The following is a 23151-nucleotide window of genomic DNA, read 5'->3' as shown; positions in this document are numbered from 1 at the left end:
TCAGGCATTGACGCGGCGGCAGCCAGGACGAACGGGAATGACGATCCCGCAACCATCGGATCGTCAAGCCTCTCGTCCCGCCGGTTCGAAAGGCACGACCGTTGGACGGTTTGGAAACAGCCATCAGGAACGCGCTCGCCCGGGCCGGCAACCCGGATGCAACGGCCCGCGCCCGAATCTATGAGTCGGCGCGCGCTGCACTGGAAAAATCATTGCAGAAGCAGAGCGCGGATGCACAGACGCTGGCCGCGCAGCGCCAGCGCGTCGAAGGCGTGATCACTGCGATCGAGAGCAGCTACGCAGACAAGCCTGCGCCGGCTCAGGTTGGCCCGGATACGACAATATCCACGGATGAACCGGCATTGACAGAGGTCCGGGCTGAGCGGAGCGATGCGCCCGGAGCCGCCGATCCTGTGTTCAGCGAAGACGTCGCGCCGGAGCGCGAGGCGCCGCCGGTCGCGCTCGATCCCGTTTCGCGGCAGTCGCCGGCGACAGCCGAAGCACTCGCGGTTGACGCAGTGTCCCGTGCCGGCGGCGAGGTCGCGCATGGCGGGGTTGATGACCGGCTCGGACCGGAGGTGGTGGGGCGGGCCAGATCCACAGGGCCGTCTCACGGTGAGCCCAGACCGCGCCGCCGGTTCTTTTCGCGCTCGGGCCGCGCCAAACCCGTGAAGGAGCCGGCCACGGCGAAGACGCGGAAGCGGCGGCGCGGATCCAGCGTTCTCTCGCTGATCGCTCAGCTGGCATTTCTTTTCGTCTTCATCGCGCTCGGCCTTTGGTGGATTTCCGCCAATGGCGGCGTGGAACAGGTCGGGCGCCGCCTGGCCGATTCCGGCGTCGGCATGCTGAGTGAGGATGGCGGCGATGCGGCCGTGGATGCGCCGGCACAGCGCGTCGGCGCGGGCCAGTTTTCCGGGACCTGGCAAACGGTTTTCGATGCGGATGCTTTCGAAAGTGCCGTCGCGGGCGGCGCGGCGACCGTCGAGACGGTCGAGGAGGGGGAAGCGCCGGCCCTGCGCATCGCGTCGATCGATGCCGGAGCGCCCGGCGAAGTGCGCATTCCGCTCGATCCCGAGGTTCTGGGCCAGCTGGCGGGAGGGGCGGCGTTGGTCGCGCTGACCGTGCGCGCGGCAGGCGACGAGGCCACCCAGATCTATGTCCGTTGCAGCCTCGGAACCGGTGAGGATTGCGGGCGCCGCCGTTTCGACGTCAACCAAACGCCGAGCGACCTCGTTATCGACGTCGATCTTGCGGCCGGCGTGTCGCCCGAGCCGGCGCTGATCGTCAACAGCGACGTGGCCGGCGAAGGCAAGCGCATCGACCTTTTCAGCGTGCGCGCCCAGCCGGCCTCATGACTTCGGTTCGAGGATCGAGGGCGGCCCGATGACCTTCTCGTCCAACGCGCCGATGGCGGCCACATCCCTGCCATCATAGGGCAGTCGCGTCAGCATGTGGCGAATGAGGTTGAGCCGCGCTCGCCGCTTGTCGTTGGCGCGCACGACCGTCCACGGCGCATGGGTCGTATCGGTATGCTCGAACATCAGATCGCGCATACGCGTGTAGTCGTCCCATCGCGTCAGGCTCGCAATGTCCATCGGCGACAGTTTCCACGCCTTGAGCGGGGTGTGGCGACGGTCGTGGAAGCGCTTGATCTGCGTCTCGCGCCCGATATTCAGCCAGAACTTGAACAGGTAAATGCCGTTGGCGACGAGCATCCGCTCGAAATGCGGTGTCTCGTCCAGAAAATGGACGTGCTGTTCAGGTGTGCAAAACCCCATCACCGGCTCGACGCCCGCGCGATTGTACCATGATCGATCGAACAGAACGAACTCGCCCGAGGTCGGAAAGTGGTCGACATAGCGCTGATAGTACCACTGGCCCTGTTCGCGTTCGGTCGGCTTTGGCAAGGCGACGATGCGGGCGCTGCGGGGATTCATGTATTCGCGGACGGCGCTGATCGCGCCGCCCTTGCCGGCCGCGTCGCGTCCCTCGAACAGGGCGATGACGCGGTGCCCTGAATGTGCCAGCCACGCCTGCACCTTGACCAGTTCGATCTGCAGCCGTTCCAGGTCCGCCGCGTATCGCGACTTGTCCAGTTTTTCGTCATAGGGATAGCCGCCGGCGGCAAGGTGGCGATCGTCGACCCAGTCAGGCAGACTGGAGACATCGATGTCGAAGCGGCGGACCGTGCCTTCAAGCAGAAGTTCGACGGCGTCCATCGTTTCCGGTTGTGTCATATTCTTCTTGCTTGAGGGGCTCATTGTCCGCTTCCGGTCATGTTGTCGGCGCTGATTCCGCCCACAGCATCAGCCGGATTGCAAGGCATCTTGCGTTCGGCAAGCACGAATGCCTAATGGGCGCAAAGGACGAAAGAGAGGTTTGACGATCTCCGATTTGCCATCAGACGAACGGGTCGGCGCGACGGACGAAAATGGCGCGTTGCGCCTTCTGTCAGCGCGGCTCAGCGATGCGCGCCACATCCTCGCGCTTGCTTTTGTCGTGCTTGCCTTGCTGGTCATTGCGGGACGGTTGGCCCCGCTTGCAGGGTTTGCCGTCATGGCCGCCGTTGCGATCGGGGCGGCGCTGCCTCGCCGGTCGCGAACCATGCGGCTTGCGCAGCGGCGGCAACGGCAGTCTGAGCTGTCGTGGCATCGGGCCATCGAGTTGCCGCTGAACGCAATGGACGAGGCCGCATACATCCTGCGGGCCGACGGAACCGTGAAATTCCAGAACGACGCGGCGATCGCCATGTTCGGTGTCGTGGAACCGGACGCCCATCTTTCACGGCGCATTCGCTCGCCCGCCATCCTTGCCATCGTCGAGAAGGTTATCCGGGACGGGGATCCGGCAACGGTCGAACACAACGAGCGCGTGCCGGCCGAGCGATGGCTGACCGCCCGCTGCGCGCCGCTTTCGGGAACGCCCTCGCAAGAGCCGACCGCGCGCCTTTATCTCTTGACGTTCAGGGACATGAGCGAGGCGCGGCGCATGGACCGCATGCGCACGGATTTCGTTGCTAACGCGAGCCACGAACTGCGCACTCCGCTGGCGTCGCTCACCGGCTTCATCGAAACGATCCGCGGACCGGCGCGGTCCGACGCGAAGGCGCAGGCGCAGTTCCTCGATATCATGTACGACCAGGCCACGCGCATGACGCGGCTCGTCGACGATTTGATGTCGCTGTCGCGCCTCGAACTCAAGGCCCATGTCGCCCCGACCGCAGCGGTCGATATCGCGCGCGTGCTGGAACATGTGTGCGGAGCGCTTCGCCCGCTGGCAGACGAACTCGGTGTCGCGCTTGCGTTCACGCCGCCGGAAACCAGGCTCCATGTGCGCGGCGACGAGGACGAACTGATCCAGGTCTTCCAGAACCTTGTTGAAAATGCCTGCAAGTACGGCCAGTCGGGCGGGCGGGTCGATCTGTCGCTGCGTGCGATGGCAGGGAACGAGACGGAAACCGGCGAGGACATGGTCGAAGTGACCGTGCGCGATTATGGGCCGGGTATCGCTGCGGAGCATGTTCCGCGGCTGACGGAGCGGTTCTATCGCGTCGATATCGAGTCCAGCCGTTCCAAGAAGGGGACCGGGCTCGGCCTTGCCATCGTCAAGCACATCCTGACACGTCACCGCAGCCGGCTGATTGTCCGGTCTCAGAAGGGGCAGGGCGCATCCTTCATTGTCAGATTGGCCCGTGTGGCTCGATATCCCGATTCCGGGAAATCTGAAGAAAACATTTTAAAAACAGATATTTGAGCTGTCATACAACCGTAACCGAACTGTCATAAAACCTAAGCGTCGGGAGTGCTAGAAGGGCCTCGCCGCACAAAGGTCGGCACCAAGCGGTTGCCACCAGGCGCCCCAATCAAGCCCACCAGGGAGACTTCCATGAACGCTCTTAAACTTTCGGTTGCCGCACTCGTCGCGTCGACTGCCTTCGTCGGCTACGCCGCCGCGCAGACGCGTGAACAGATCCAGATCGTCGGATCTTCGACAGTATTTCCCTATACGCAGGCCGTCGTCGAGCAGTTCTCCAACACGACCGATTTTGCTGCGCCCGTGCTGGAATCGACTGGTACTGGCGGTGGTATGCAGATTTTCTGCGAAGGCGTCGGTGAAGAATTCCCCGACATTACCGGTGCGTCGCGCGCGATGACCGAGGGTGAATATGAGCTTTGCGTGGAGAACGGTGTCGAAGACATCACGGAAGTCCAGATCGGTTCGGACGGTTTGTCCATTGCCGTTAGCCGCGATGGTGAGACCTTCGACGTCACCAAGGCGCAGCTGTTCCAGGCTCTCGCAGCGCAGGTCGAAGTCGACGGCGAGATCGTCGACAACCCCTACACAAACTGGTCGGAAATCGACGATACGCTGCCTGATGCTGAGATCGAAGCCTTCGGCCCTCCGCCGACCTCCGGCACGCGCGACGCTTTCGTTGAGCTGGTCATGATGGAAGGCTGCAGCGAGTTCGAGGCAATCGCTGCCTTGGGCGAAGAGGAAATGGAAGAGACCTGCTCGCGCATGCGCCAGGACGGTCCGTTCGTCGAAGCGGGTGAAAATGACAACCTGATCGTCCAGCGTCTTCAGCAGAACCCAGAAGCTGTTGGCATCTTCGGCTATTCCTTTCTTTATGAGAACATGGACACGCTTCAGCCGGTGTCCATTGAAGGCGTGGAGCCATCCGCCGAGACGATCGGAGACGGATCCTACGGCGTTGCTCGTCCGCTCTTCTTCTACGTCAAAAACGCTCACCGCAACGCCATTCCTGGTCTTCAGGAATTCGTTGAAGAGTATGTGTCGGAAGAATCGATGGGCGAGAATGGATATCTCGTAGAACGTGGCCTGGTGCCGGCCGATGAAGCACGCCGCGAGGAAGTGCGAACGGCTGCTACCGAGGGCGGCGAGTTCACCCGCTACGCGGACTAAACGCTCAACACTTGATTGGACCTGGCCTGGTGACGATGTGTCGCCAGGCCAGATTTTTTAGACCGACCTGATCGTCCAGAATGCTTTCGGGAGTTTCCCAGCCATGACCGTCCTGACCCTCACCGGTCTGATTCTTGTCATCGCGTTGCTAGGCTATGCAATGGGTGTTGCGCGATCCCGGTCGGCACTTCAAGCCGGAAGCGTTCTTCATTCGAGGCCGCAATATTCGGGCGCTTTCGTGGCATTCCTGTTCGCGCTGCCCGCCGTCTGCCTGATGCTGGCCTGGGTTGCGATCGATGAAGGTATCATCCGCTCGTTGACCATTGCATCGCTGCCGTCCGACGTCACGGAGGGGATTGACCGCCGTCAGGCAGGGGCTCTCATTCGAGAAGTCTTTCAAGTCATCTCGGGCCGAACGTTCGGCGAGCCTGAGCCATATATGCGGGATGCGGCGGCCTACTATGTCGAGGCTCAGGGATGGTCGCGCACGCTGATGTATGTCAGTTGCCTTGCACTGGGCGCCCTATGCGCTGGTTGGGGCTTCAGTCGTATTGCTCCTGAATTTCGGGCGAGAAACAAGGTCGAAGCAATCGTCAGTGGCCTGTTGGTCCTTGCCTCGTGCATAGCGATCCTCACGACTGTCGGTATCATCGGTGCGTTGGTCTTCGAAAGTTGGGCATTCTTCACTCTGGTGCCGGTCAACGAGTTCCTTTTTGGGCTGAACTGGGAACCGCAGATTCCCATCCGGGAAGATCAGATCGCGGGCGCTGGAGCCTTTGGCGCCGTCCCCGTTTTCTGGGGAACGATCTTCATCGCGTTGATCTCGATGATGGTGGCCCTGCCTATCGGACTGTTCTCGGCGATCTATCTTGCCGAATTTGCCTCGCCGCGTGTGCGAACCATCGTAAAGCCGGTTCTTGAAATCCTCGCCGGTATTCCGACGATCGTCTACGGCTTCTTTGCCGTGCTCACGGTTGCCCCTGCGTTGCGACGTTATGGAGAGATGGTTGGTCTCGACGTGGCCGCCAATTCGGCGCTGGCTGCAGGCGGGGTCATGGGCATCATGATTATTCCCTTTATCTCCTCGCTTTCCGACGATGCGATTACCGCCGTGCCGCGCTCGCTGCGCGATGCTTCGCTTGCCATGGGGGCGACCCGGGCAGAGACGGTTTCGCGTGTCCTCTTGCCTGCAGCGCTTCCCGGAATCGTCGGTGGCGTGCTGCTGGCAGTGAGCCGGGCAATCGGTGAAACGATGATCGTCGTCATGGCCGCCGGCCTGATCGCTCGTTTGACACTGAATCCATTCGAAGGGGTAACCACTGTCACGGTGCAGATCGTGACCCTGCTTATCGGTGATTCATCCTTCGACAACCCCAAGACGCTGGCCGCTTTCGGACTGGGGCTAGTGCTTTTCATCTCTACGCTTGGTCTGAACGTCTTCGCACTGAACATCGTCAAGAAATACAGAGAACGCTATGACTGACACGACCCGACCACCGGCGTCAGGCTGGGCCGACGAGGCAAATCGTAGCAATATCGGCCTCAAGCGGCGTCACGCCAGGAGCCGGCGACTGCAAGGTTTCGGTATTGGCGCCATCGCCCTCGCGATCTTGATGCTCGGTACGCTTTTGTGGACGATGGTCTCGACCGGCTATTCTGCTTTCGTTCAAACACATTTGTCAGTCGAGGTGACCCTGTCACCCGAGGAAATCGACGCGCAGAGCCCCGGCGATGCGAACTATCGCGATATCATGCAGCGGGCATGGCTATCGTCATTCGACAACGTGACGGAGGAGAATGAAGGCGACTTGCTGTCCATGTTGTCGCGCGGCGCCGAGCTGCAATTGCGCAACCTTGTCATCGACGATCCATCGCTGATCGGCCAGACAATCCAGATGGAAGTGCCGGCGGCTGACGATCTCGACCAAGTGGAAAAGGGGTTCGTATCGCGCGCGACGCCTGAAGAGTACCGGATCGTGAACGACCGACAGATCGAGATCTTCTACGAGCTCAAGCAGGACGGGCGCGTTTCCACGCCTTTCAACACGGCCCTCTTTACGGAAGCCGACAGCCGCTTTCCCGAACTTGCCGGTCTGAAGGGCGCACTCATAGGCTCCTTCTTCGCCCTGCTGGTCTGCTTCGTCCTGTCCTTTCCGATCGGGATTGCAGCTGCGATCTATCTGGAAGAGTTTGCTCCCAAGAACCGTTGGACGGACCTCATCGAAGTCAACATCAACAATCTGGCTGCGGTGCCCTCAATCGTGTTCGGCCTGCTCGGCCTTGCCGTCTTCATCGGTTTTCTTGGGTTCCCGCGTTCGATCCCTTTGGTAGGTGGGATGGTGCTGGCTCTGATGACGCTGCCGACCATCATTATCTCAACGCGCGCTGCATTGAAGGCGGTTCCGCCCTCGGTGCGTGAGGCAGCGCTTGGGGTCGGCGCATCCAAGCTTCAAACCGTTCTTCACCACGTGCTGCCGCTTGCCTTGCCAGGGATCATGACAGGCACGATCATCGGCATGGCGCAGGCGCTTGGGGAGACTGCTCCACTCCTCCTGATCGGGATGAACGCGTTTATCACTGCCGCGCCCGACAGCATGATGTCACCTTCGACCGCCCTGCCGACGCAAATCTATATATGGGCGGACAGTCCGGAGCGGGGTTTCACCGCGCGCACGTCCGCAGCCATCATGGTTCTGCTCGGCTTTATGATCATAATGAACGGCATTGCGATATACCTTCGCAAACGCCTCGAAACACGGTGGTGAACCGACCATGGCCAATTTTCATACCGATGCACTCGCCAATTCAGGCAATGGTACCGCTCATGCGAAGCAGGAGGGTGCGAAGTCTGCGAACACCCGCGGTGTCGCCAAGATCAAGGCCGAATCCGTCAATGTCTTCTATGGCGAGAACCAGGCGATCAAGAACGTTTCCGTCGACATCGACGAGCGTCAGGTCACGGCTTTCATTGGGCCATCCGGCTGCGGCAAGTCGACATTCTTGCGCTGCATCAACCGGATGAACGACGTTATCGAGAGCTGCCGCATCGAGGGCCGGATCTTGATCGACGACAACGACATTTACGCCAAGGGTGTCGACCCGGTGATCCTGCGTTCGCATATCGGCATGGTCTTTCAAAAGCCCAATCCATTCCCGAAATCGATCTATGAGAATGTTGCATACGGCCCCAAGATTCACGGCCGTACGCGCAACAAGAGCGAACTGGACAGCGTGGTCGAGCAGAGTCTGCGCCGTGCCGGACTGTGGGACGAAGTGAAAGACCGTCTCGCGCAACCAGGAACGGGCCTATCGGGCGGCCAGCAGCAGCGCCTTTGCATCGCGCGCGCCATAGCGGTCGACCCCGAAGTCATCCTCATGGACGAACCCTGCTCGGCCCTCGATCCGATCGCCACCGCGCGGGTGGAAGAGTTGATCGACGAATTGCGCCAGAATTTCACCATCGTGATCGTGACGCACTCCATGCAGCAGGCAGCGCGCGTTTCACAGAAGACGGCGTTCTTCCATCTCGGACATCTGGTCGAGGAAGGGCCGACGGATCGGATCTTCACCAATCCCGAAGACAAGCGCACCCAGGATTACATCACCGGCCGCTTCGGCTGACCGGTTTTCGACGCATCGAGGTATTCGACATGTCCGACCCCCATATCGTCTCTTCCTTCGACGACGAACTGAAATATCTGATCCGCCGCGTCTCGGAGATGGGCGGCATCGCGGAGCGGATGGGCGGCGACGCGATCGCTGCGCTCGTCAATTCCGATGCCGGGATGGCGCAGCGCGTGATCTCGGAGGATATCGTGCTGGACGAAGCCGAGCGCGACATCAACGAGCGATCGATCCTCGTCATCGCCAAGCGCCAGCCGATGGCACACGATCTGCGCGAGATCATGGGATCCATCCGCATAGCGGCCGATCTCGAACGCGTCGGCGATCTGGCCAAGAATATCGCCAAGCGCGTCGTCGCTGTGGAGGGGTCGGGTCAGCCCAAGAAGCTCGTTCGCGGGCTTGAGCACCTGGCCGAACTGGCGTTGACGCAGCTCAAGGAGGTGCTTGACGCCTATTCGACGCGCTCCACCGCCATGGCGAGCTCGGTGCGTCAGCGCGACGAAGAGATCGATGCGATGTACACCTCGCTCTTCCGCGAACTCCTGACCTACATGATGGAAGACCCGCGCAACATCTCGGCCTGCACCCACCTCCTGTTCTGCGCCAAGAACATCGAACGGATCGGGGATCACGCGACGAACATTGCGGAGACGGTCTACTATATGGCGACCGGCGCGCAGCTTCTCGGCGAACGACCCAAGGTCGACGAGACCCCGTCGGTCACGGCTGCCGGGAAATAGCCATGGCGATGGTTCCCCGCATTGCCGTTGTCGAGGACGAGGAAGCGCTGAGCATCCTCCTCAAATACAATCTCGAAGCCGAAGGTTACGCAGTGGATGCCCTGCTGCGCGGCGACGAGGCGGAGGTTCATCTGCGCGAGCGCGTGCCGGATCTCCTGATCCTCGACTGGATGCTGCCCGGCGTTTCGGGCATCGAGCTCTGCCGCCGATTGCGCACACGGCCGGAGACCGAGCGGCTACCGATCATCATGTTGACAGCGCGCTCGGAAGAGAGCGAGCGTGTGCGAGGCCTCGCGACGGGCGCCGACGATTATGTCGTGAAGCCGTTCTCGACACCGGAGCTCATGGCGCGGGTGCGCGCGATGTTGCGCCGGGCCAAGCCCGAGGTGATTTCCTCCCTGCTGCAAAACGGCGACATATCACTTGATCGCGAGACGCACCGCGTTCACCGCAAGGGCCGCGAGATCCGGCTGGGACCAACCGAGTTCAAGCTGCTGGAATTCCTGATGACCTCGCCGGGCCGGGTCTATTCGCGCTCGCAATTGCTCGACGGCGTCTGGGGCCACGATATCTATGTCGACGAGCGGACGGTCGACGTGCATGTCGGACGTCTGCGGAAGGCGCTCAACGTCGCCAACATGCGCGATGTCATCCGTACGGTGCGCGGTGCCGGCTACGCTTTGGAAACCTGAACCGCTTCGGGCGCATCAGCGCGCCCGGCGCCGTTCCGCCGAAGGCTGGAAGGCCAGCCGGGCGTGGTACTGGCAATACGGTGTGTGCTCGCCGGAGTCGTTGCCGCAGAAGTGGAAATCTTCCTGCATCGGATCGCCCACCGGCCATTTGCAGGTGCGCTCCGTCAATTCCGTCAACGCCAGCTTGCGGGAAATGGGCACGACCACGTCGCTGTTCAGGTTTGCATGCTGAACAGGCTCGTAGGCAACGTCCTCGCGCAGTGCGGGCGCTGCACCGCCGCGAGAAGGACGCGGGGCCGCAGGCCGTGCGTTGAAGTTTGAGGCTGGCCGCGCAGCGGGTGCCGGCCGTTTGGCGCGGGGGGCCGCCGTGCCGCCGGACTTTGCCCGGCCGGGCAGGTTGAGACGGTGCACCTTGCCGATCACAGCATTGCGCGTGACACCACCAAGTTGTGCCGCGATCTGGCTCGCACTCAGGCCGTCCGCCCAGAGTTTCGTAAGCTTTTCCACGCGTTCGTCTGTCCAATTCATGTCCGAAACTCCAAGATTGACGACAGGCGCAGCAGAATCCGTTCGCGCTGACGCGGAGTAATCCCCGCGCCGCAGCGCATCAATACTATTGGGTGACTAGGTCCGCCGCATGCAGTCTAGTGCTGTTATTCAACTTAATGGGCGGCTGACTCCGTGACAAGAGTCCCTGGAATCAGCCGAATCGCTTTTTGGAGTTTTCCCCAACTTGCCGGTTTCGCCGCTGGTCGGACGCGTGCCTTCGTCCGCGTCGATTTCTTGACAGTCAAGCGATAATCGAGGAATAGTGCGCGCGAGCCGCCCCGTGGGCGGCTTTTCATTTTTCGGCCATCACGAATGCCGCGCGGGCCCTCGATCGCCAAAGGTCGTCTGTCGGGAGGCCGGCCGTTCAAGGGGAGTATCGCTGTCATGAGTTCGGTGTCGCTTTATGAAACCTACGTTCGCGCACCGATCCGCTTCGAACGCGGCGAAGGGGTCTGGCTGACCACGGAAGATGGCACGCGCTATCTCGATTTCGCTGCCGGTATCGCTGTCAATTCGCTCGGGCATGCTCACCCGCATCTCGTTGAGGCCCTGAAGACGCAGGCCGACAAGCTCTGGCATCTCTCAAACCTCTACGACATCCCCGGCCAGGAGGAACTGGCCAGGCGGCTGACCGAGGCAACCTTCGCCGATCGTGCGTTCTTTACCAATTCGGGCGCCGAAGCGTTGGAATGCGCCATCAAGACGGCGCGGCGCTATCACCACAGCCGCGGCGATACGGGACGGTTTCGCATCATCACATTCGAAGGGGCGTTTCACGGCCGCACGCTTGCAACCATCGCTGCCGGCGGCCAGGCGAAATATCTGGAAGGCTTCGGACCGAAGGTCGAGGGATTCGATCAGGTGCCGTACGACGACGATGCGGCGCTGAAAGCGGCGATCACCGAAGAGACGGCGGCGCTCCTGATCGAACCGCTCCAGGGCGAGGGCGGCATCCGGCCGATTCCAGACGAGCGTCTGCGTGCCATCCGACAGCTCTGCGACGATGCGGGCATATTGCTTGTCCTGGATGAAGTGCAGTCGGGCGTCGGGCGCACCGGCAAGCTCTTCGCCCATGAGTGGGCGGGCATCACACCCGACATCATGGCTGTCGCCAAGGGGATCGGCGGTGGTTTTCCGCTTGGCGTCTGCCTCGCGACCGAAGAGGCCGCGTCCGGCATGGTCGCCGGCACGCATGGCTCTACCTATGGGGGCAATCCGCTGGCCATGGCTGTCGGCAACGCGGTGCTCGATGTCATCCTCGAGGATGGTTTTCTCGATCATGTGAGGGACGTGGCGCTGGTGATGAAGCAGGGCCTGGCCGCAATCCAGGACCGTTATCCGGATGTTATCGATGAGATAAGGGGCCGGGGACTGATGATCGGTATCCGAACGGTCATGCCCAACACCGAGCTTGTCGGCGCAATGCGCGCGGAACACATGCTGAGTGTTCCGGCGGGCGACAATGTGGTGCGGCTTTTGCCGCCGCTGACAACGAGCGTCGAAGAAGCGCGCGAGGGGCTGGCGCGTATCGAGGCGGCCGCGGCGCGGCTCTCCTCGTCGAAGAAAGCGATATCCGCCTGAGGCGGCTGCAGGGTTTGAGGAAAAGTTCAATGAGCGTCAACGGCAAGCCACGCCATTTCATCGATCTCTCCACGATGCCGGCGGATACGCTGCGAACGATCATGGACGGGGCGCATCGAACCAAGAGCGCGCTGCGCGAGGGCACGGCCGACAAGCCGCTTGCCGGGAAGATGCTCGCCATGATCTTCGAGAAGCCGTCGACGCGCACGCGCGTTTCGTTCGATGTCGGCATGCGCCAACTCGGCGGCGAGACGCTGTTTCTGTCCGGCACGGAAATGCAGCTCGGGCGCGCCGAGACGATCGCCGACACGGCCAAGGTCCTCTCACGCTATGTCGACATCATCATGATCCGTACCACGGAGCACAGCCGGCTCATCGAACTTGCCGACCATGCGACCGTTCCCGTGATCAATGCGCTTACCGACGACACGCATCCATGTCAGATCATGGCGGACATCATGACGTTCGAAGAGCATCGCGGGCCGATTGCGGGCAAGACGATCGCCTGGTCCGGCGATGGCAACAACGTGCTCCACTCGCTTGTGGAAGGGTCGGCGCGGTTCGGATACCGGATGAATATCGCCGTTCCGGAAGGATCTGAGCCGGCCGGCAAATACATCGAGTGGGCCAGGGCCAATGGTGGAACGGTGCTCGTGACGAACGACCCGGAAGAAGCCGTGTCCGGTGCGGACTGCGTCGTGACGGACACCTGGTATTCCATGGGGCAGGAGCATCGGGCGCGCGGGCACAATGTCTTTCAACCCTTCCAGGTGAACGAGGCGTTGATGGCCAAGGCCAACCCCGATGCGCTCTTCATGCACTGTTTGCCGGCCCATCGCGGCGAAGAGGTGACGGACGGCGTCATCGACGGTGCCCAATCGGTCGTTTTCGACGAGGCCGAAAACCGGCTGCATGCGCAAAAGGCCATTCTCGCCTGGTGCATGGGCGTTTGATTACCAAGGGATGCGATCCTAGATACGGGGCAAGAAGTCTCGGGGCGCGCCTGATCGCGTCCCAATCTCCCGGAGCCATTTGTGATGAATGACGATAGCCCCAGACTGGGTGAATTCGACTATGCCGGCGACGATCATGTCCTGCCGTTCCATGTCGAGACCCTCGACGCCAGGGGTCGTGCCGTGCAGCTCGGGCCGATGCTCGATACCATCATGGCCCGCCACGACTACCCCGAACCGGTGGCGCGGCTTCTGGCCGAAGCCGTGACGCTGACGGTGCTGCTTGGCACCTCGCTCAAATTCGATGGAAAGTTCATCGTCCAGACGCAGGGCGATGGCCCGGTGGACCTGCTTGTCGCCGATTTCACGTCGCCCGACGCGGTCAGGGCTTATGCGCGTTATGATGACCAGGCATTGGCAGAAGCGGTGGCGAAGAACCGGCTGGAGCCGCATGAGCTCCTTGGCAAGGGCGTGCTCGCCTTCACGATCGACCAGGGCGCCTATATGCAGCGCTATCAGGGCATCGTGGAAATGGATGGCGCGACGCTGGAAGAGATTGCCGGCGCCTATTTCCGGCAGTCGGAGCAGATTCCGACGAAGGTCCGTCTCTCCGTTGCCCAACTCTACGAGCGTGACAGCCAGGGCGAGACCCAGCATCACTGGCGGGCGGGCGGTGTGATCGTGCAGTTCCTGCCCGACGCGCCGGAGCGCATGCGGCAAGGCGATCTGCCGGGCGGCGATGTTCCCGAAGACTTCGAGGAGATGGAATTCGAGGACGACGACGCATGGGTCGAAGCGTCGACGATGGTCTCCAGTGTCGACGCCGACGAGTTGACGGACCCGCAGGTTGGACCGGAACGCCTGTTGTTCCGGCTCTTCCACGAACGCGGCGTGCGCGTTTTCGAACCGGCACCGGTTTTCGACCGCTGCTCGTGCTCGCGCGAGAAGATCAAGGCTGTTCTCGACAATTTCACCGAGGAAGAGGTGGATGCAAGTGTCGAAGATGGTCGGATCGCGGTCACCTGCGAGTTCTGCTCCACGGAATATACGTTCTCCCCGGATGAGGTCGGAGAAAAGCAGGCTGGCACTGCTGCGCAGCCCAACGGCGCACAGTCGCACTGATCTGCGTCATCCATCGGCCCCTGGCCGCGACATGACAAAACTTTAATTTGCCTTCGAGGTCGGCATGCGGCATCTCGATAGGTGAATGTTGCAGCCGTGCGCCGGGGACGTCGGTCGGATGGCGGTGTTCGCAAGGACAACGCGAAAAAACAGCGGGCCTTGCGTCTATCCCAGACGATGACCTTTTGAGGTGCCCCGCGCATGAACATGTCTCCCCGACAGGATTCCGAACTCGTCACTGTGGAAGACGCCCGCCATCGGCAGGAGTCTCGTGCCTACGGCGTGAAAGCAGCGCGCATCGGCCTGCAGGCGATGTTGATGCTGGTCGTCCTGGCAGGCTCTTATGCCGTAATGAACGAAGTCATCGCGGCTCGGCCCGAACGGCAGCCGCGCGTGTTCGAGCCGACAGTCTATGCGGTCGAAGCGGTCAGCGCCGAGCGCGCAGATCATCGGCCGCAAATCTCGCTCTACGGTGATGTCGTGGCGGGCCGTGCCGTCGACCTGCGTCCGCAGGTGACCGGTGAGATCGTCGACGTCAATCCGCAGCTGAAGGTGGGTGAGCGGATCGAGGCCGGCGATTTCATTCTCGCTATCGATCCCTTCGCCTATGAGGGTGCGCTGACGGAAGCGCGCGCCAACCTCGCTCAGGCCGAGGCGGCGCTGCGTGAGATCGAGGCACGGATCGCGGCCGAAAACGATCAGCTCCAGGCCGCAGAGCTCCAGCTCGAAATCGCGGAGAGCGATCTGACGCGCGCCCGGTCGCTCAGCGAGCGAGGCGCGGCGACACAGCAGACGATCGACGAGCGGCGCCTTGTTGTTTCCCAGCGCCAGCAGGCCGTCAGTCAGAGCCGCAACGCTCTCGTCGTCGAGGAAGCCCAGCGTGCGCAGCAGGAAGCGAACATAGAGCGTCTGGAATGGCTCGTGCGCCAGGCCGAGCGGGACCTTGCCAGCACGAGGATCACCGCCCCGATTTCCGGCGTGGTCAGTGCCGCTTCGGCGGAAGCGGGCCGCACGGCGGGAAGCGGCGACATCCTCGCATCCATTTACGACGATCAGGCGCTTGAGGCGCGCTTTACGCTCACCGATGCGCAGTACGGCCGCATCGTCGCCGAGGATGAGCCTTTGATCGGGCGACCCATCGAGGCCGAATGGAACGTCGGCAGCAGCACGTATCGCTATGGTGGCACGATCGATCGTCTCGGCGCGACCGTCGCCTCCGACCGTGGCGGGATCGAGATCTTCGCTAGCCTGCAGCCCGGCGCGGACGCCGTCGCCTTGCGCCCGGGAGCCTTTCTCGGAATCTCGTTGCCAGATCGGCTCTACACCGACACGCTGCGGCTGCCGGAGAGTGCCCTTTATGATGGCGACCATGTCTTCGTGATCGTCGACGGCGCACTTTCACGGCGCGAAGTCGAGGTGAAGGCCCATGACGGCGACCAGGTGCTGGTGGCCGGCGCGGTCGAAGACGGCGAGCAGGTCCTGACCACGCGCCTGACAGAGGCTGATGATGGTCTGCCGGTGCGCATCGCTGGGGATACGTCACCCACGGCGGCAGCGCGCGAGGACAAGGCGCACGGCGATGCCGGCGATCGCGGGTCGCCAGGACCAGGCCGACGGGCGTCGATGCGCGCATTCGGAGGCTGATCCGATGGCCCGTCTCCCCTTGCGTCAATCCATGGCGAAACGTGTCGAGGCGGTGCGCCGCGGCGGCTTGCTCGGCACGTTCGTGCGCCACCCCAATGCCGCCAACATGCTGATGATGCTGATGATCCTTTTCGGGATTTTCAGCCTCGGACAGATCAACACGCAGTTCTTCCCGTCGGTGGAGCAACCCAACATCAATGTTTCGCTGAGCTGGCCGGGCGCCAGTGCGGAGGACGTCGAGACGAATGTGCTCGCCGTGGTGGAGCCTGCGGTGCGATACATCGACGGCGTCGACGAGATGACTTCGACGGCAAGCGAAGGGTCCGGCTCGATCCGCCTCGAGTTCTCCGAGGGAGCCGACATGCAGCGCGCTCTGGCGGAGGTCGAGACAGCCGTTCGCGGTGTTTCGAATCTGCCCTCGGAAGTGGAGACGCCACGCATCACACGCGCCCAGTTCTTCGAGGGTGTCGCCAAGATTTCCGTGGGCGGAACGGCATCTGAGAGCTTGAAGCGCGACTGGGCCAAGCGCATCCGTGACGATCTCGTCGATCGGGGAATCGACAAGATCGATTTCACCGGCTTGCGGGCACCTGAGATCGCAGTCGACATCCCGGAGCGCTCGCTGCGACGTCTCGGCATGACGATCGACGAAGTGTCGCAAACGGTCGCCGCCAATAGCCGCGATGTGCCGTCGGGCAATATCGAGGGCAGCGTCGAACACCAGGTGCGCCTGCTTGCCGAGCGCGAGACGCCGGATTCATTGGGTGCGCTCGGGGTTCGTACATTCGCCAGCGGCGAGCGCATTACGCTCGATGACATCGCCGCCATTTCCGGCGGTTACGACAGCGACGCCGATCGGGGTTTTTCGGCCGGCACGACGGCGATCGAACTGGAAATCCAGCGTGCGGCGACAGCCGATACCCTGGAAACCGCCGCAATCCTGAAAGAGTACCTCGCTGAGATCCGTCAGCAATTGCCGCCCACCATCGAGCTGGAAACCTACGACGTTGCCTCGGACGCGCTGGAGGAACGGATCTGGCTTCTGATAGAAAACGGCATTGGTGGCCTGGCCGTCGTGCTGCTCGTGCTTTTCCTCTTTCTCGACGCCCGTGTCGCGCTGTGGGTCGCAATGGGCATCCCTGTCGCCATCCTGGCGACGGTCGGACTGATGTATGTGTCGGGCCAGTCGATCAACATGATCACGATCTTCGCGCTGATCATGATGCTCGGCGTGATCGTTGACGATGCGATCGTCGTCGGCGAGCACACCAACACCCGCCTGGAAATGGGCGACGATCCGCTCACGGCGGCGGAGAACGGCGTTGGAATGATGACGACGCCGATCCTGGCTGCCATGATCACGACGCTTGCCGCGTTCGCACCGATCATGATCCTCGGCGGCTCGATCGGCCAGATGATGGGCGCGCTGCCGCTCGTCGTCATCGCGGTCCTGATCGCCAGCCTCGTTGAATGCTTCTTCGTCCTGCCGGGACACCTTGCCCATTCCCTGGGGCGGGCGCGGGGACCGCGATGGTCGTACTGGCGCCAATTCTTCATCGCGCTGACTGTTTCGCTTCTGGTGGCTGTCGTGATCGGCCGGCCCGGCGATATCGAAGGAGACGGCGGTTCGCTGCTCGCTTCGGTGGCGCATGTGCTCGCCGGAATGCCGCCATTTGCCGGCGCGCTGATGGTCGCCGGCGCCGGGCTGGCCATTGCCACGATCATCGAATACGCGCTCCTGCGCCTTGGCAAGTCCAGCCATCATCGCGGGGAGGCGGCCGGACGGGGGCAACGTCACAAGAGCCGGTTCCGGCGGGTGTTCGACCAGACATTCGACCGGTTTCGCAACGGCCCGTTCGATCGCGCCGTGCGCCTTGCCTATCGCTGGCGGTACGTCACCGTTTCCCTCGCGGTAGGCATGGGAATGATTTTTGCGGTCGGTCTGCTGCGTGGCCAGCACGTCGATTTCGTCTTCTTCGAGTCCCCCGAAGCGGAAAGCATTACCGGCAGCATCGTCTTCAACGCCGGGTTGCCCGAGGACGAGGCCGTGGCGGCGATCGCGCGGGTCGAGGACGCTTTGCGCCGGGCCGAGGAGTCTCTGGCCAGTAAAGGCGATCTCATTGACGCGACTTTCACGACACTTGGCGCCTCGGGGCGCAGCGGCAATACGACCGCGCGTATCGACGTCCAACTGACGACGTCGGAGACCAGGCAGGTGCGAACGCCGGAGATCGTCGAGACGTGGGAAGATGCCGTGCCCGACATCGCCGGGATCCGCCGTTTCGCCGTCTTCCAGATGCGTGGCGGTCCCCAGGGCCGCGATATCGAGATCCGTCTCCAGGGCGATCGGATCGGCGCCTTGAAGGCAGCGTCGCAGGACGTGATAGCGTTACTCGACACACTGCCGGGGGTCAGCGGCGTTGAAGACGACCTGCCTTACGGCAAGCCGGAGCTTGTCATGGAACTGACGGAGCGCGGCGTCGCTCTCGGCTTCAGCGTCGAGGAGGTGGGCCGCCAGATCCGCAATGCCTTCCAGGGTGCCGTGCCGTTCCGCTTCGCGCGGGGCGACGACGAGGTGACGGTGCGCATCTCGCAGACGATGCGCGACGAAGGGTCGGGCGCCATCCGCAATTTCGAGCTGAGGAACGAGGAGGGGACCTACGTGCCCTTGTCGGAAGTCGTGGAGCTTTCCGAACGGCAGGGCTTTTCCTCGATCCGGCGCCGTGACGGGCAATCCACGCTTTCAGTGACAGGGGACGTCGACCTTTCGGCCACGACACCGGACGGCGTGATCGATCAAGCCACGGCTTCCGGGCAACTCGACCTGATCGCTGCGCGCCACGGCGTGACCTACACGTTCGGTGGCCGCGCCGAGGAACAGGCCGAAGCCTTTTCAGACCTGACGATTGCGACGATCGCCGCGCTCAGCGTGATCTACATCGTGCTGGCGTGGGTCTTCGCCAGCTACTGGCGGCCGATCGCGGTCATGATGATCATTCCGTTCGGTCTCGTCGGAGCCGTCTTCGGACATTGGTTGCTGGGGTTCCCGCTTACCATCATGTCGATGATCGGTCTGCTCGGGCTTGGCGGCATCCTCGTCAACGATTCCATCATTCTCGTCAGCCGCATGGAAGAGCGCCAGCAAACAGGCGACACCATCGCCGAAGCGGCGATCGGTGCAAGCCGCGACCGGTTCCGGGCTGTGCTGTTGACGTCGCTGACGACGATGGGTGGCCTTGGCCCGCTGATCTACGAGACGAGCGTGCAGGCTCAGTTCCTCGTCCCCATGGCGGTGACGATCGTGTTCGGTCTTGCTTTCTCGACCGCGCTCGTTCTGTTTCTCGTGCCCGCCCTGGTCGGAATCGGCGACGATATCCGCAGAAGCTTCGTCGCCGTTTACGGCCGAAGCACCAAGCCCGAGGCGATCGCCGCGCAGTGACGGCGGTTCAGGTGCGCCAGAACCGCGGCATGAAGAGCACGAGGATGGTGAAGAGCTCAAGCCGCCCGAGGAACATTCCGGCCGCCAGGATCCATTTGGCCGCGTCGCTGAGCGAGGCGTAGTTGCCGGCCGGGCCGATGATCGTGCCGAGCCCGGGCCCCACATTGGAAAGCGCGGAGCCGGCCCCGGACAGCGCCGTCGTCGTGTCGAGGCCGACCGCGATCAACGCAAGCGAGAGCACGGCGAACGAAACGATGAACAGAAAGAAGAAGCTCATCACGGAGGTGATGATCAGCGGGTCGATGGGGCGTCCGTTGAACTTCGGCCTGAAGATGCCGTTCGGGTACATGACCTTGTAGATGTGCTCGCGGATCGCTTCGAACAGAACCAGAAACCGGAAGATCTTGATGCCGCACGACGTCGAGCCGGCGCAGCCGCCCGCGAACATGATGACGAAGAAGAACGCCACCGCATGGGAGCCCCAGAGCCCGTAGTCGGTCGATGCGTAGCCTGTTCCGGTCACGACGGATATGACGTTGAAGGCGGCGTGTCGCAGGGCATCGTGTCCCTGGTGGTAGCCGCTGTTGTCGGCCATCAGCCAGGCGATCAGCGACGCAACGAAAACGAAGCTCAAGAATGCGCGGACCTGCGCGTCGTCGAAGAGCGACCGGGCCTTGCCCTGCAGCAGCTGCACGTAAAGCAGGAACGGGATCGAACCGGCGATCATGAAGGCGACGGCGATCCACTCGATCGTCGCATTCTGGAAGAAGCCGATCGACCCATCCTTGGTGGAAAAGCCACCGGTGGCGACCGTCGTCATCGCGTGGATGACCGCATCGTTCAGCCCCATGCCCGCCGCCGCGTAAAGCATGGCGCAGGCGGCGGTGATCGCGATGAACACGAATGTGATCGAGGAAGAGATCTGCTTGGCCCGCGGCAGGATCTTTTCTGCCGTGTCGAATGCTTCCGCCTTGAAGAGCTGCATGCCGCCGATCTGCAGCATCGGTAGAACGGCGATCGCCATGACAATGATGCCCAAGCCGCCGAGCCATTGAAGGATACCGCGCCAGAAAAGCACGCTCATGGACGTTGTATCGAGCCCGACCATGACGGTGGCGCCGGTTGTCGTCAGTCCCGACATCGCCTCGAAAAAGGCATCGGTGTAGGTTTCCACGGCACCGGCCCACACGAACGGCAGGGAGGCGAAGAACACCAGTGCCAGCCATGAAACCACGGTCATCAGCATAGCCTGGCGCGTGGAAAGCCCGCGAGGGACGCCTCGGGTTGCTGCGAAAAGCGAGGTGCCGACGAGCGTCGTGATGATCGAAGAGACGAGGAAGATCGACCAGTCCGGGTCGCGGTTGGCTGCGCCGACCAGGGCGGGCAGCAGCATCGACAGCCCGAGCGCGGCCAATAGCGTACCCGTGACGAGCAGCACCGGCCTGAAATCGAGGACGTCGGTCAATTCAATGTTCTCGCGACACCTGGCCGATCGAGAGAAAAGGCCGGAATGTCGATCTCGAAGCGGTCGCCATCCTCGCTCTGCATCTGGTATCGCCCCCGCATGACGCCGGATGGTGTATCGAGCGGGCAGCCGGACTGATATTCGTAGCTGTCGCCGGGGCGAAGGACGGGCTGTTCGCCGACCACTCCCGGGCCGCTGACTTCATCGACCCGGCCGTTCTCGTCGGTGATGTGCCAATAGCGACCGCGCAGTTGCACCACCGCATCGGAGTGGTTGACGATCACGATCCTGTAGCCCCAGACATAGCGATTGTCGTCAGGATCGGACTGGTCCTCGAGATAGAATGGTTCGACCGTGACCTCGATGTCGCGTGTCAATGCACGATACATGGCGTTCCTTCAGCGGGCGGACGCGAAGCGGCGGCTCCTGCGGTCTGGTATTCTACAGCAGTCCCGATCCGTCAAGAATCATCGTTTCGATAAACTTAACGCGAATGGCCGCGCGGCAAGTGATTGATGCTTACTCGTAAAAAGGAGGAGGCTGGCCTCCCAAGGTTCCATACCCTATCAACCGGCGGAGGATGCACTTGGTGTCGGAAGGTCTCGACCATGCTTGACGGTGTTGCAAAGCGGTCATTGAACCCACTTCTGGACAGTGCCGGCCAGAGTTTGGCCCGGCGTGGCATCGGTGCGGACAGCGTCACGATTGCCGGCTTCGCTCTCGGCGTGGCTGCGGGGATCGCGATCTACGCCGGTTGGCTGCTTGCCGCGCTCGGCCTCATTCTTGCCAGTCGGCTGCTCGACGGGCTGGATGGGGCGGTGGCGCGGGCGAGCCGGCCGACCGACCGGGGCGGATTCCTGGACATCGTTCTGGATTTTGCCTTTTACGGCACCATACCGCTTGCGTTCGTTCTCCATGATCCAGCCGCCAATGGCGCGGCAGGCGCATTCTTGCTCCTGGCCTTCTACATCAACGGTGCAAGCTTTCTCGCCTACGCGGTGCTTGCCGAAAAGCGAGGACTGACCAGCGAGGCCCGCGGCCGGAAATCGCTTTATTTCACGACCGGACTGGCCGAGGCGACGGAGACACTGATCGTCTTCATCGCCTTCTGCCTCTTTCCATCATGGTTCACCGCCATCGCGACATTCTTCGCGCTGATCTGCCTTTATACCGCCCTCTCGCGCATCATCCTTGCCTGGCTGCAGTTCGGCGATGGCACCGGCGGTTCATAGGCCGGAAAGTGCGCGATCGAGGTCGTCGATCAGATCCTCGACATCCTCAAGTCCCACGGAGAGGCGCACGGTGCCGCCCGAGATGCCCAGTTCCTGACGGGCTTCCTCCGCCAGGTTCTTGTGGGTGGTCGTGGCCGGATGGGTGATGAGGCTCTTGGCATCGCCGAGATTGTTGGAAATCTTGATGGTCTCCAGCGTGTTCTGCAGCTTGAACGCCGCCGCCTTGCCGCCATCCAGTTCAAAACAGATCAGCGTCGAGCCACCCGTCATCTGCTTGGCGATGATATCGGCCTGCGGGTGATCGGGACGTCCGGGATAAAGCACACGGCTCACGGCCTTCTTGCCGGCGAGGTGATCGGCAAGACGCGAGGCGCTCTCGGTCTGCTGGCGAACCCTCAGCGGCAAGGTTTCCAGTCCCTTCAGCATCGTCCAGGCGTTGAAGGGTGACATGGAGGGGCCGGTGTGGCGAAAATAGTCGTGCAGATGCTCGTCGATCCATTTCTTGTCCGACAGGACGACACCGCCGAGGCAGCGTCCCTGACCGTCGATATGCTTGGTTGCTGAATAGACGACGATGTGGGCGCCGAGTTCGAGCGGCTTTTGAAACATCGGCGTGGCGAAGACATTGTCGACCACGACGCGCGCACCGATCGAGTTTGCCAGTGCCGCGACACCGGCGATGTCGATGACTTCCAGAGTCGGGTTGGTCGGGCTTTCCAGGAAAAGCACCTTGGTCTCCGGTCGGATCGCCTTTTCCCAATTGGCAAGGTCCGTGCCGTCGATCAGCGTTGTCTCGATCCCGTATTGCGGCATCAGCTTCTCGACGACCCAGCGACAGGAGCCGAAAAGCGCGCGGGCCGCGACGACATGATCGCCTGCCTTGACCTGGCACATCAGCGCGGCACTGACGGCAGCCATGCCAGTGGCCGTGGCGCGGGCATCTTCCGCCCCTTCAAGCGCGCACATGCGCTTTTCGAACATGTCGACGGTCGGGTTGGCGTAGCGCGAATAGATGAAGCCTTCGTCCTCGCCCTTGAACCGTGCCTCTGCCGCCTCGGCGGTGTCATAGACATAGCCCTGCGTCAGATACATCGCCTCGGCCGTCTCGCCGTGCTGGGAACGGGTTGTGCCGCCATGCACGAGGGCGGTTGCGGGACGCCATGTCGTCTTGGTCATCGTTCTTTCCA

Annotated in this window: 19 protein-coding genes; 14 read left to right on the top strand and 5 right to left on the bottom strand. The window is 62.4% G+C overall.

Features of this window, described 5'->3' with window-relative positions:
* The first annotated feature begins 101 nt into the window (after positions 1–101).
* A complete protein-coding gene (locus CN673_RS15220) occupies positions 102–1355 on the top strand; it encodes a hypothetical protein (protein ID WP_099867248.1) in 1254 nt (417 codons plus the stop codon).
* Here the strand turns inward: CN673_RS15220 and ppk2 are convergent.
* Positions 1350–2237: a polyphosphate kinase 2 gene (ppk2, locus tag CN673_RS15215; RefSeq protein ID WP_099867458.1), complete on the bottom strand. Its 888-nt coding sequence runs from the start codon at positions 2235–2237 to the stop codon at positions 1350–1352. The genes CN673_RS15220 and ppk2 overlap by 6 nt on opposite strands.
* Before the next feature lie 148 nt (positions 2238–2385).
* Between ppk2 and CN673_RS15210 the strand changes: the two genes are divergently transcribed.
* The 7 genes from CN673_RS15210 (at position 2386) to phoB (ending at position 9979) form a co-directional block, all read left to right on the top strand.
* The gene (locus tag CN673_RS15210) at positions 2386–3753 is read left to right on the top strand and encodes an ATP-binding protein (RefSeq protein WP_370853062.1); all 1368 of its coding nucleotides are present in this window, start codon (positions 2386–2388) and stop codon (positions 3751–3753) included.
* A gap of 132 nt (positions 3754–3885) precedes the next feature.
* Entirely contained in the window at positions 3886–4923 is a 1038-nt protein-coding gene (locus CN673_RS15205; RefSeq protein ID WP_099867246.1) for a substrate-binding domain-containing protein, read from the top strand.
* Between the two features lie 103 nt (positions 4924–5026).
* Positions 5027–6406: a phosphate ABC transporter permease subunit PstC gene (pstC, locus tag CN673_RS15200; protein WP_099867245.1), complete on the top strand. Its 1380-nt coding sequence runs from the start codon at positions 5027–5029 to the stop codon at positions 6404–6406.
* Positions 6399–7688, top strand: a complete 1290-nt coding sequence (gene pstA, locus CN673_RS15195; protein ID WP_099867244.1) for a phosphate ABC transporter permease PstA — start codon at positions 6399–6401, stop codon at positions 7686–7688. Before pstC ends, pstA begins: the two co-directional genes overlap by 8 nt.
* A 7-nt stretch (positions 7689–7695) precedes the next feature.
* Positions 7696–8544, top strand: a complete 849-nt coding sequence (gene pstB / locus CN673_RS15190; protein WP_099867243.1) for a phosphate ABC transporter ATP-binding protein PstB — start codon at positions 7696–7698, stop codon at positions 8542–8544.
* A gap of 29 nt (positions 8545–8573) precedes the next feature.
* Positions 8574–9287 carry a phosphate signaling complex protein PhoU gene (gene phoU, locus CN673_RS15185; protein WP_099867242.1) on the top strand — a complete coding sequence of 238 codons (714 nt, stop codon included), beginning with the start codon at positions 8574–8576 and terminating at the stop codon, positions 9285–9287.
* An 8-nt stretch (positions 9288–9295) separates the two neighbouring features.
* The gene (phoB, locus tag CN673_RS15180; protein ID WP_099867241.1) at positions 9296–9979 is read left to right on the top strand and encodes a phosphate regulon transcriptional regulator PhoB; all 684 of its coding nucleotides are present in this window, start codon (positions 9296–9298) and stop codon (positions 9977–9979) included.
* A 15-nt stretch (positions 9980–9994) separates the two neighbouring features.
* On the opposite strand, the gene CN673_RS15175 is transcribed toward phoB, so the two are convergent.
* Entirely contained in the window at positions 9995–10507 is a 513-nt protein-coding gene (locus CN673_RS15175; RefSeq protein ID WP_099867240.1) for a GcrA family cell cycle regulator, read from the bottom strand.
* 405 nt (positions 10508–10912) lie between these two features.
* On the opposite strand from CN673_RS15175, the gene CN673_RS15170 reads away from it, so the two are divergent.
* The 5 genes from CN673_RS15170 (at position 10913) to CN673_RS15150 (ending at position 19267) form a co-directional block, all read left to right on the top strand.
* A complete protein-coding gene (locus tag CN673_RS15170) occupies positions 10913–12109 on the top strand; it encodes an aspartate aminotransferase family protein (protein ID WP_099867457.1) in 1197 nt (398 codons plus the stop codon).
* 29 nt (positions 12110–12138) lie between these two features.
* Positions 12139–13062, top strand: coding sequence for an ornithine carbamoyltransferase (argF, locus tag CN673_RS15165; RefSeq protein WP_099867239.1), 924 nt, complete (start codon positions 12139–12141; stop codon positions 13060–13062).
* 84 nt (positions 13063–13146) lie between these two features.
* On the top strand, positions 13147–14184 hold the full coding sequence (locus CN673_RS15160) for an Hsp33 family molecular chaperone (protein ID WP_099867238.1): 1038 nt from the start codon (positions 13147–13149) through the stop codon (positions 14182–14184).
* Between the two features lie 201 nt (positions 14185–14385).
* Positions 14386–15828, top strand: a complete 1443-nt coding sequence (locus CN673_RS15155) for an efflux RND transporter periplasmic adaptor subunit (RefSeq protein ID WP_099867237.1) — start codon at positions 14386–14388, stop codon at positions 15826–15828.
* Between the two features lie 4 nt (positions 15829–15832).
* Positions 15833–19267 (top strand): efflux RND transporter permease subunit, encoded by a 3435-nt coding sequence (locus tag CN673_RS15150; protein WP_245409932.1) that lies wholly within the window; start codon positions 15833–15835, stop codon positions 19265–19267.
* A gap of 7 nt (positions 19268–19274) precedes the next feature.
* Here CN673_RS15150 and CN673_RS15145 read toward each other — a convergent pair whose 3' ends face one another.
* The gene (locus CN673_RS15145) at positions 19275–20732 is read right to left on the bottom strand and encodes a TrkH family potassium uptake protein (RefSeq protein WP_245409931.1); all 1458 of its coding nucleotides are present in this window, start codon (positions 20730–20732) and stop codon (positions 19275–19277) included.
* Complete coding sequence (apaG, locus tag CN673_RS15140; protein WP_099867236.1) at positions 20729–21121, bottom strand: Co2+/Mg2+ efflux facilitator ApaG/CorD; 393 nt, start codon at positions 21119–21121, stop codon at positions 20729–20731. The genes CN673_RS15145 and apaG overlap by 4 nt, the downstream gene beginning before the upstream one ends.
* A 219-nt stretch (positions 21122–21340) precedes the next feature.
* Between apaG and CN673_RS15135 the strand changes: the two genes are divergently transcribed.
* Entirely contained in the window at positions 21341–21964 is a 624-nt protein-coding gene (locus CN673_RS15135) for a CDP-alcohol phosphatidyltransferase family protein (RefSeq protein WP_099867235.1), read from the top strand.
* Here the strand turns inward: CN673_RS15135 and CN673_RS15130 are convergent.
* The gene (locus tag CN673_RS15130) at positions 21959–23140 is read right to left on the bottom strand and encodes an O-succinylhomoserine sulfhydrylase (protein ID WP_099867454.1); all 1182 of its coding nucleotides are present in this window, start codon (positions 23138–23140) and stop codon (positions 21959–21961) included. The genes CN673_RS15135 and CN673_RS15130 overlap by 6 nt on opposite strands.
* Positions 23141–23151: the final 11 nt, after the last annotated feature.

The organism is Neopararhizobium haloflavum (assembly GCF_002750855.1).
In the GTDB taxonomy this organism is placed as follows: Bacteria; Pseudomonadota; Alphaproteobacteria; order Rhizobiales; family Rhizobiaceae; genus Georhizobium; species Georhizobium haloflavum.
Note: the sequence above shows the minus strand (reverse complement) of the source record. Positions and strands in the feature narration are given on the sequence as shown.

Coding starts and splice junctions, on each gene's coding strand:
- ppk2 (WP_099867458.1), bottom strand. CDS start 2,237: ATGACACAACCGGAAACGATGGACGCCGTCGAACTTCTGCTTGAAGGC.
- CN673_RS15150 (WP_245409932.1), top strand. CDS start 15,833: ATGGCCCGTCTCCCCTTGCGTCAATCCATGGCGAAACGTGTCGAGGCG.
- CN673_RS15205 (WP_099867246.1), top strand. CDS start 3,886: ATGAACGCTCTTAAACTTTCGGTTGCCGCACTCGTCGCGTCGACTGCC.
- pstC (WP_099867245.1), top strand. CDS start 5,027: ATGACCGTCCTGACCCTCACCGGTCTGATTCTTGTCATCGCGTTGCTA.
- pstB (WP_099867243.1), top strand. CDS start 7,696: ATGGCCAATTTTCATACCGATGCACTCGCCAATTCAGGCAATGGTACC.
- argF (WP_099867239.1), top strand. CDS start 12,139: ATGAGCGTCAACGGCAAGCCACGCCATTTCATCGATCTCTCCACGATG.
- CN673_RS15155 (WP_099867237.1), top strand. CDS start 14,386: ATGAACATGTCTCCCCGACAGGATTCCGAACTCGTCACTGTGGAAGAC.
- phoB (WP_099867241.1), top strand. CDS start 9,296: ATGGTTCCCCGCATTGCCGTTGTCGAGGACGAGGAAGCGCTGAGCATC.
- CN673_RS15135 (WP_099867235.1), top strand. CDS start 21,341: ATGCTTGACGGTGTTGCAAAGCGGTCATTGAACCCACTTCTGGACAGT.
- phoU (WP_099867242.1), top strand. CDS start 8,574: ATGTCCGACCCCCATATCGTCTCTTCCTTCGACGACGAACTGAAATAT.
- pstA (WP_099867244.1), top strand. CDS start 6,399: ATGACTGACACGACCCGACCACCGGCGTCAGGCTGGGCCGACGAGGCA.
- CN673_RS15175 (WP_099867240.1), bottom strand. CDS start 10,507: ATGAATTGGACAGACGAACGCGTGGAAAAGCTTACGAAACTCTGGGCG.
- CN673_RS15170 (WP_099867457.1), top strand. CDS start 10,913: ATGAGTTCGGTGTCGCTTTATGAAACCTACGTTCGCGCACCGATCCGC.
- CN673_RS15130 (WP_099867454.1), bottom strand. CDS start 23,140: ATGACCAAGACGACATGGCGTCCCGCAACCGCCCTCGTGCATGGCGGC.
- apaG (WP_099867236.1), bottom strand. CDS start 21,121: ATGTATCGTGCATTGACACGCGACATCGAGGTCACGGTCGAACCATTC.
- CN673_RS15160 (WP_099867238.1), top strand. CDS start 13,147: ATGAATGACGATAGCCCCAGACTGGGTGAATTCGACTATGCCGGCGAC.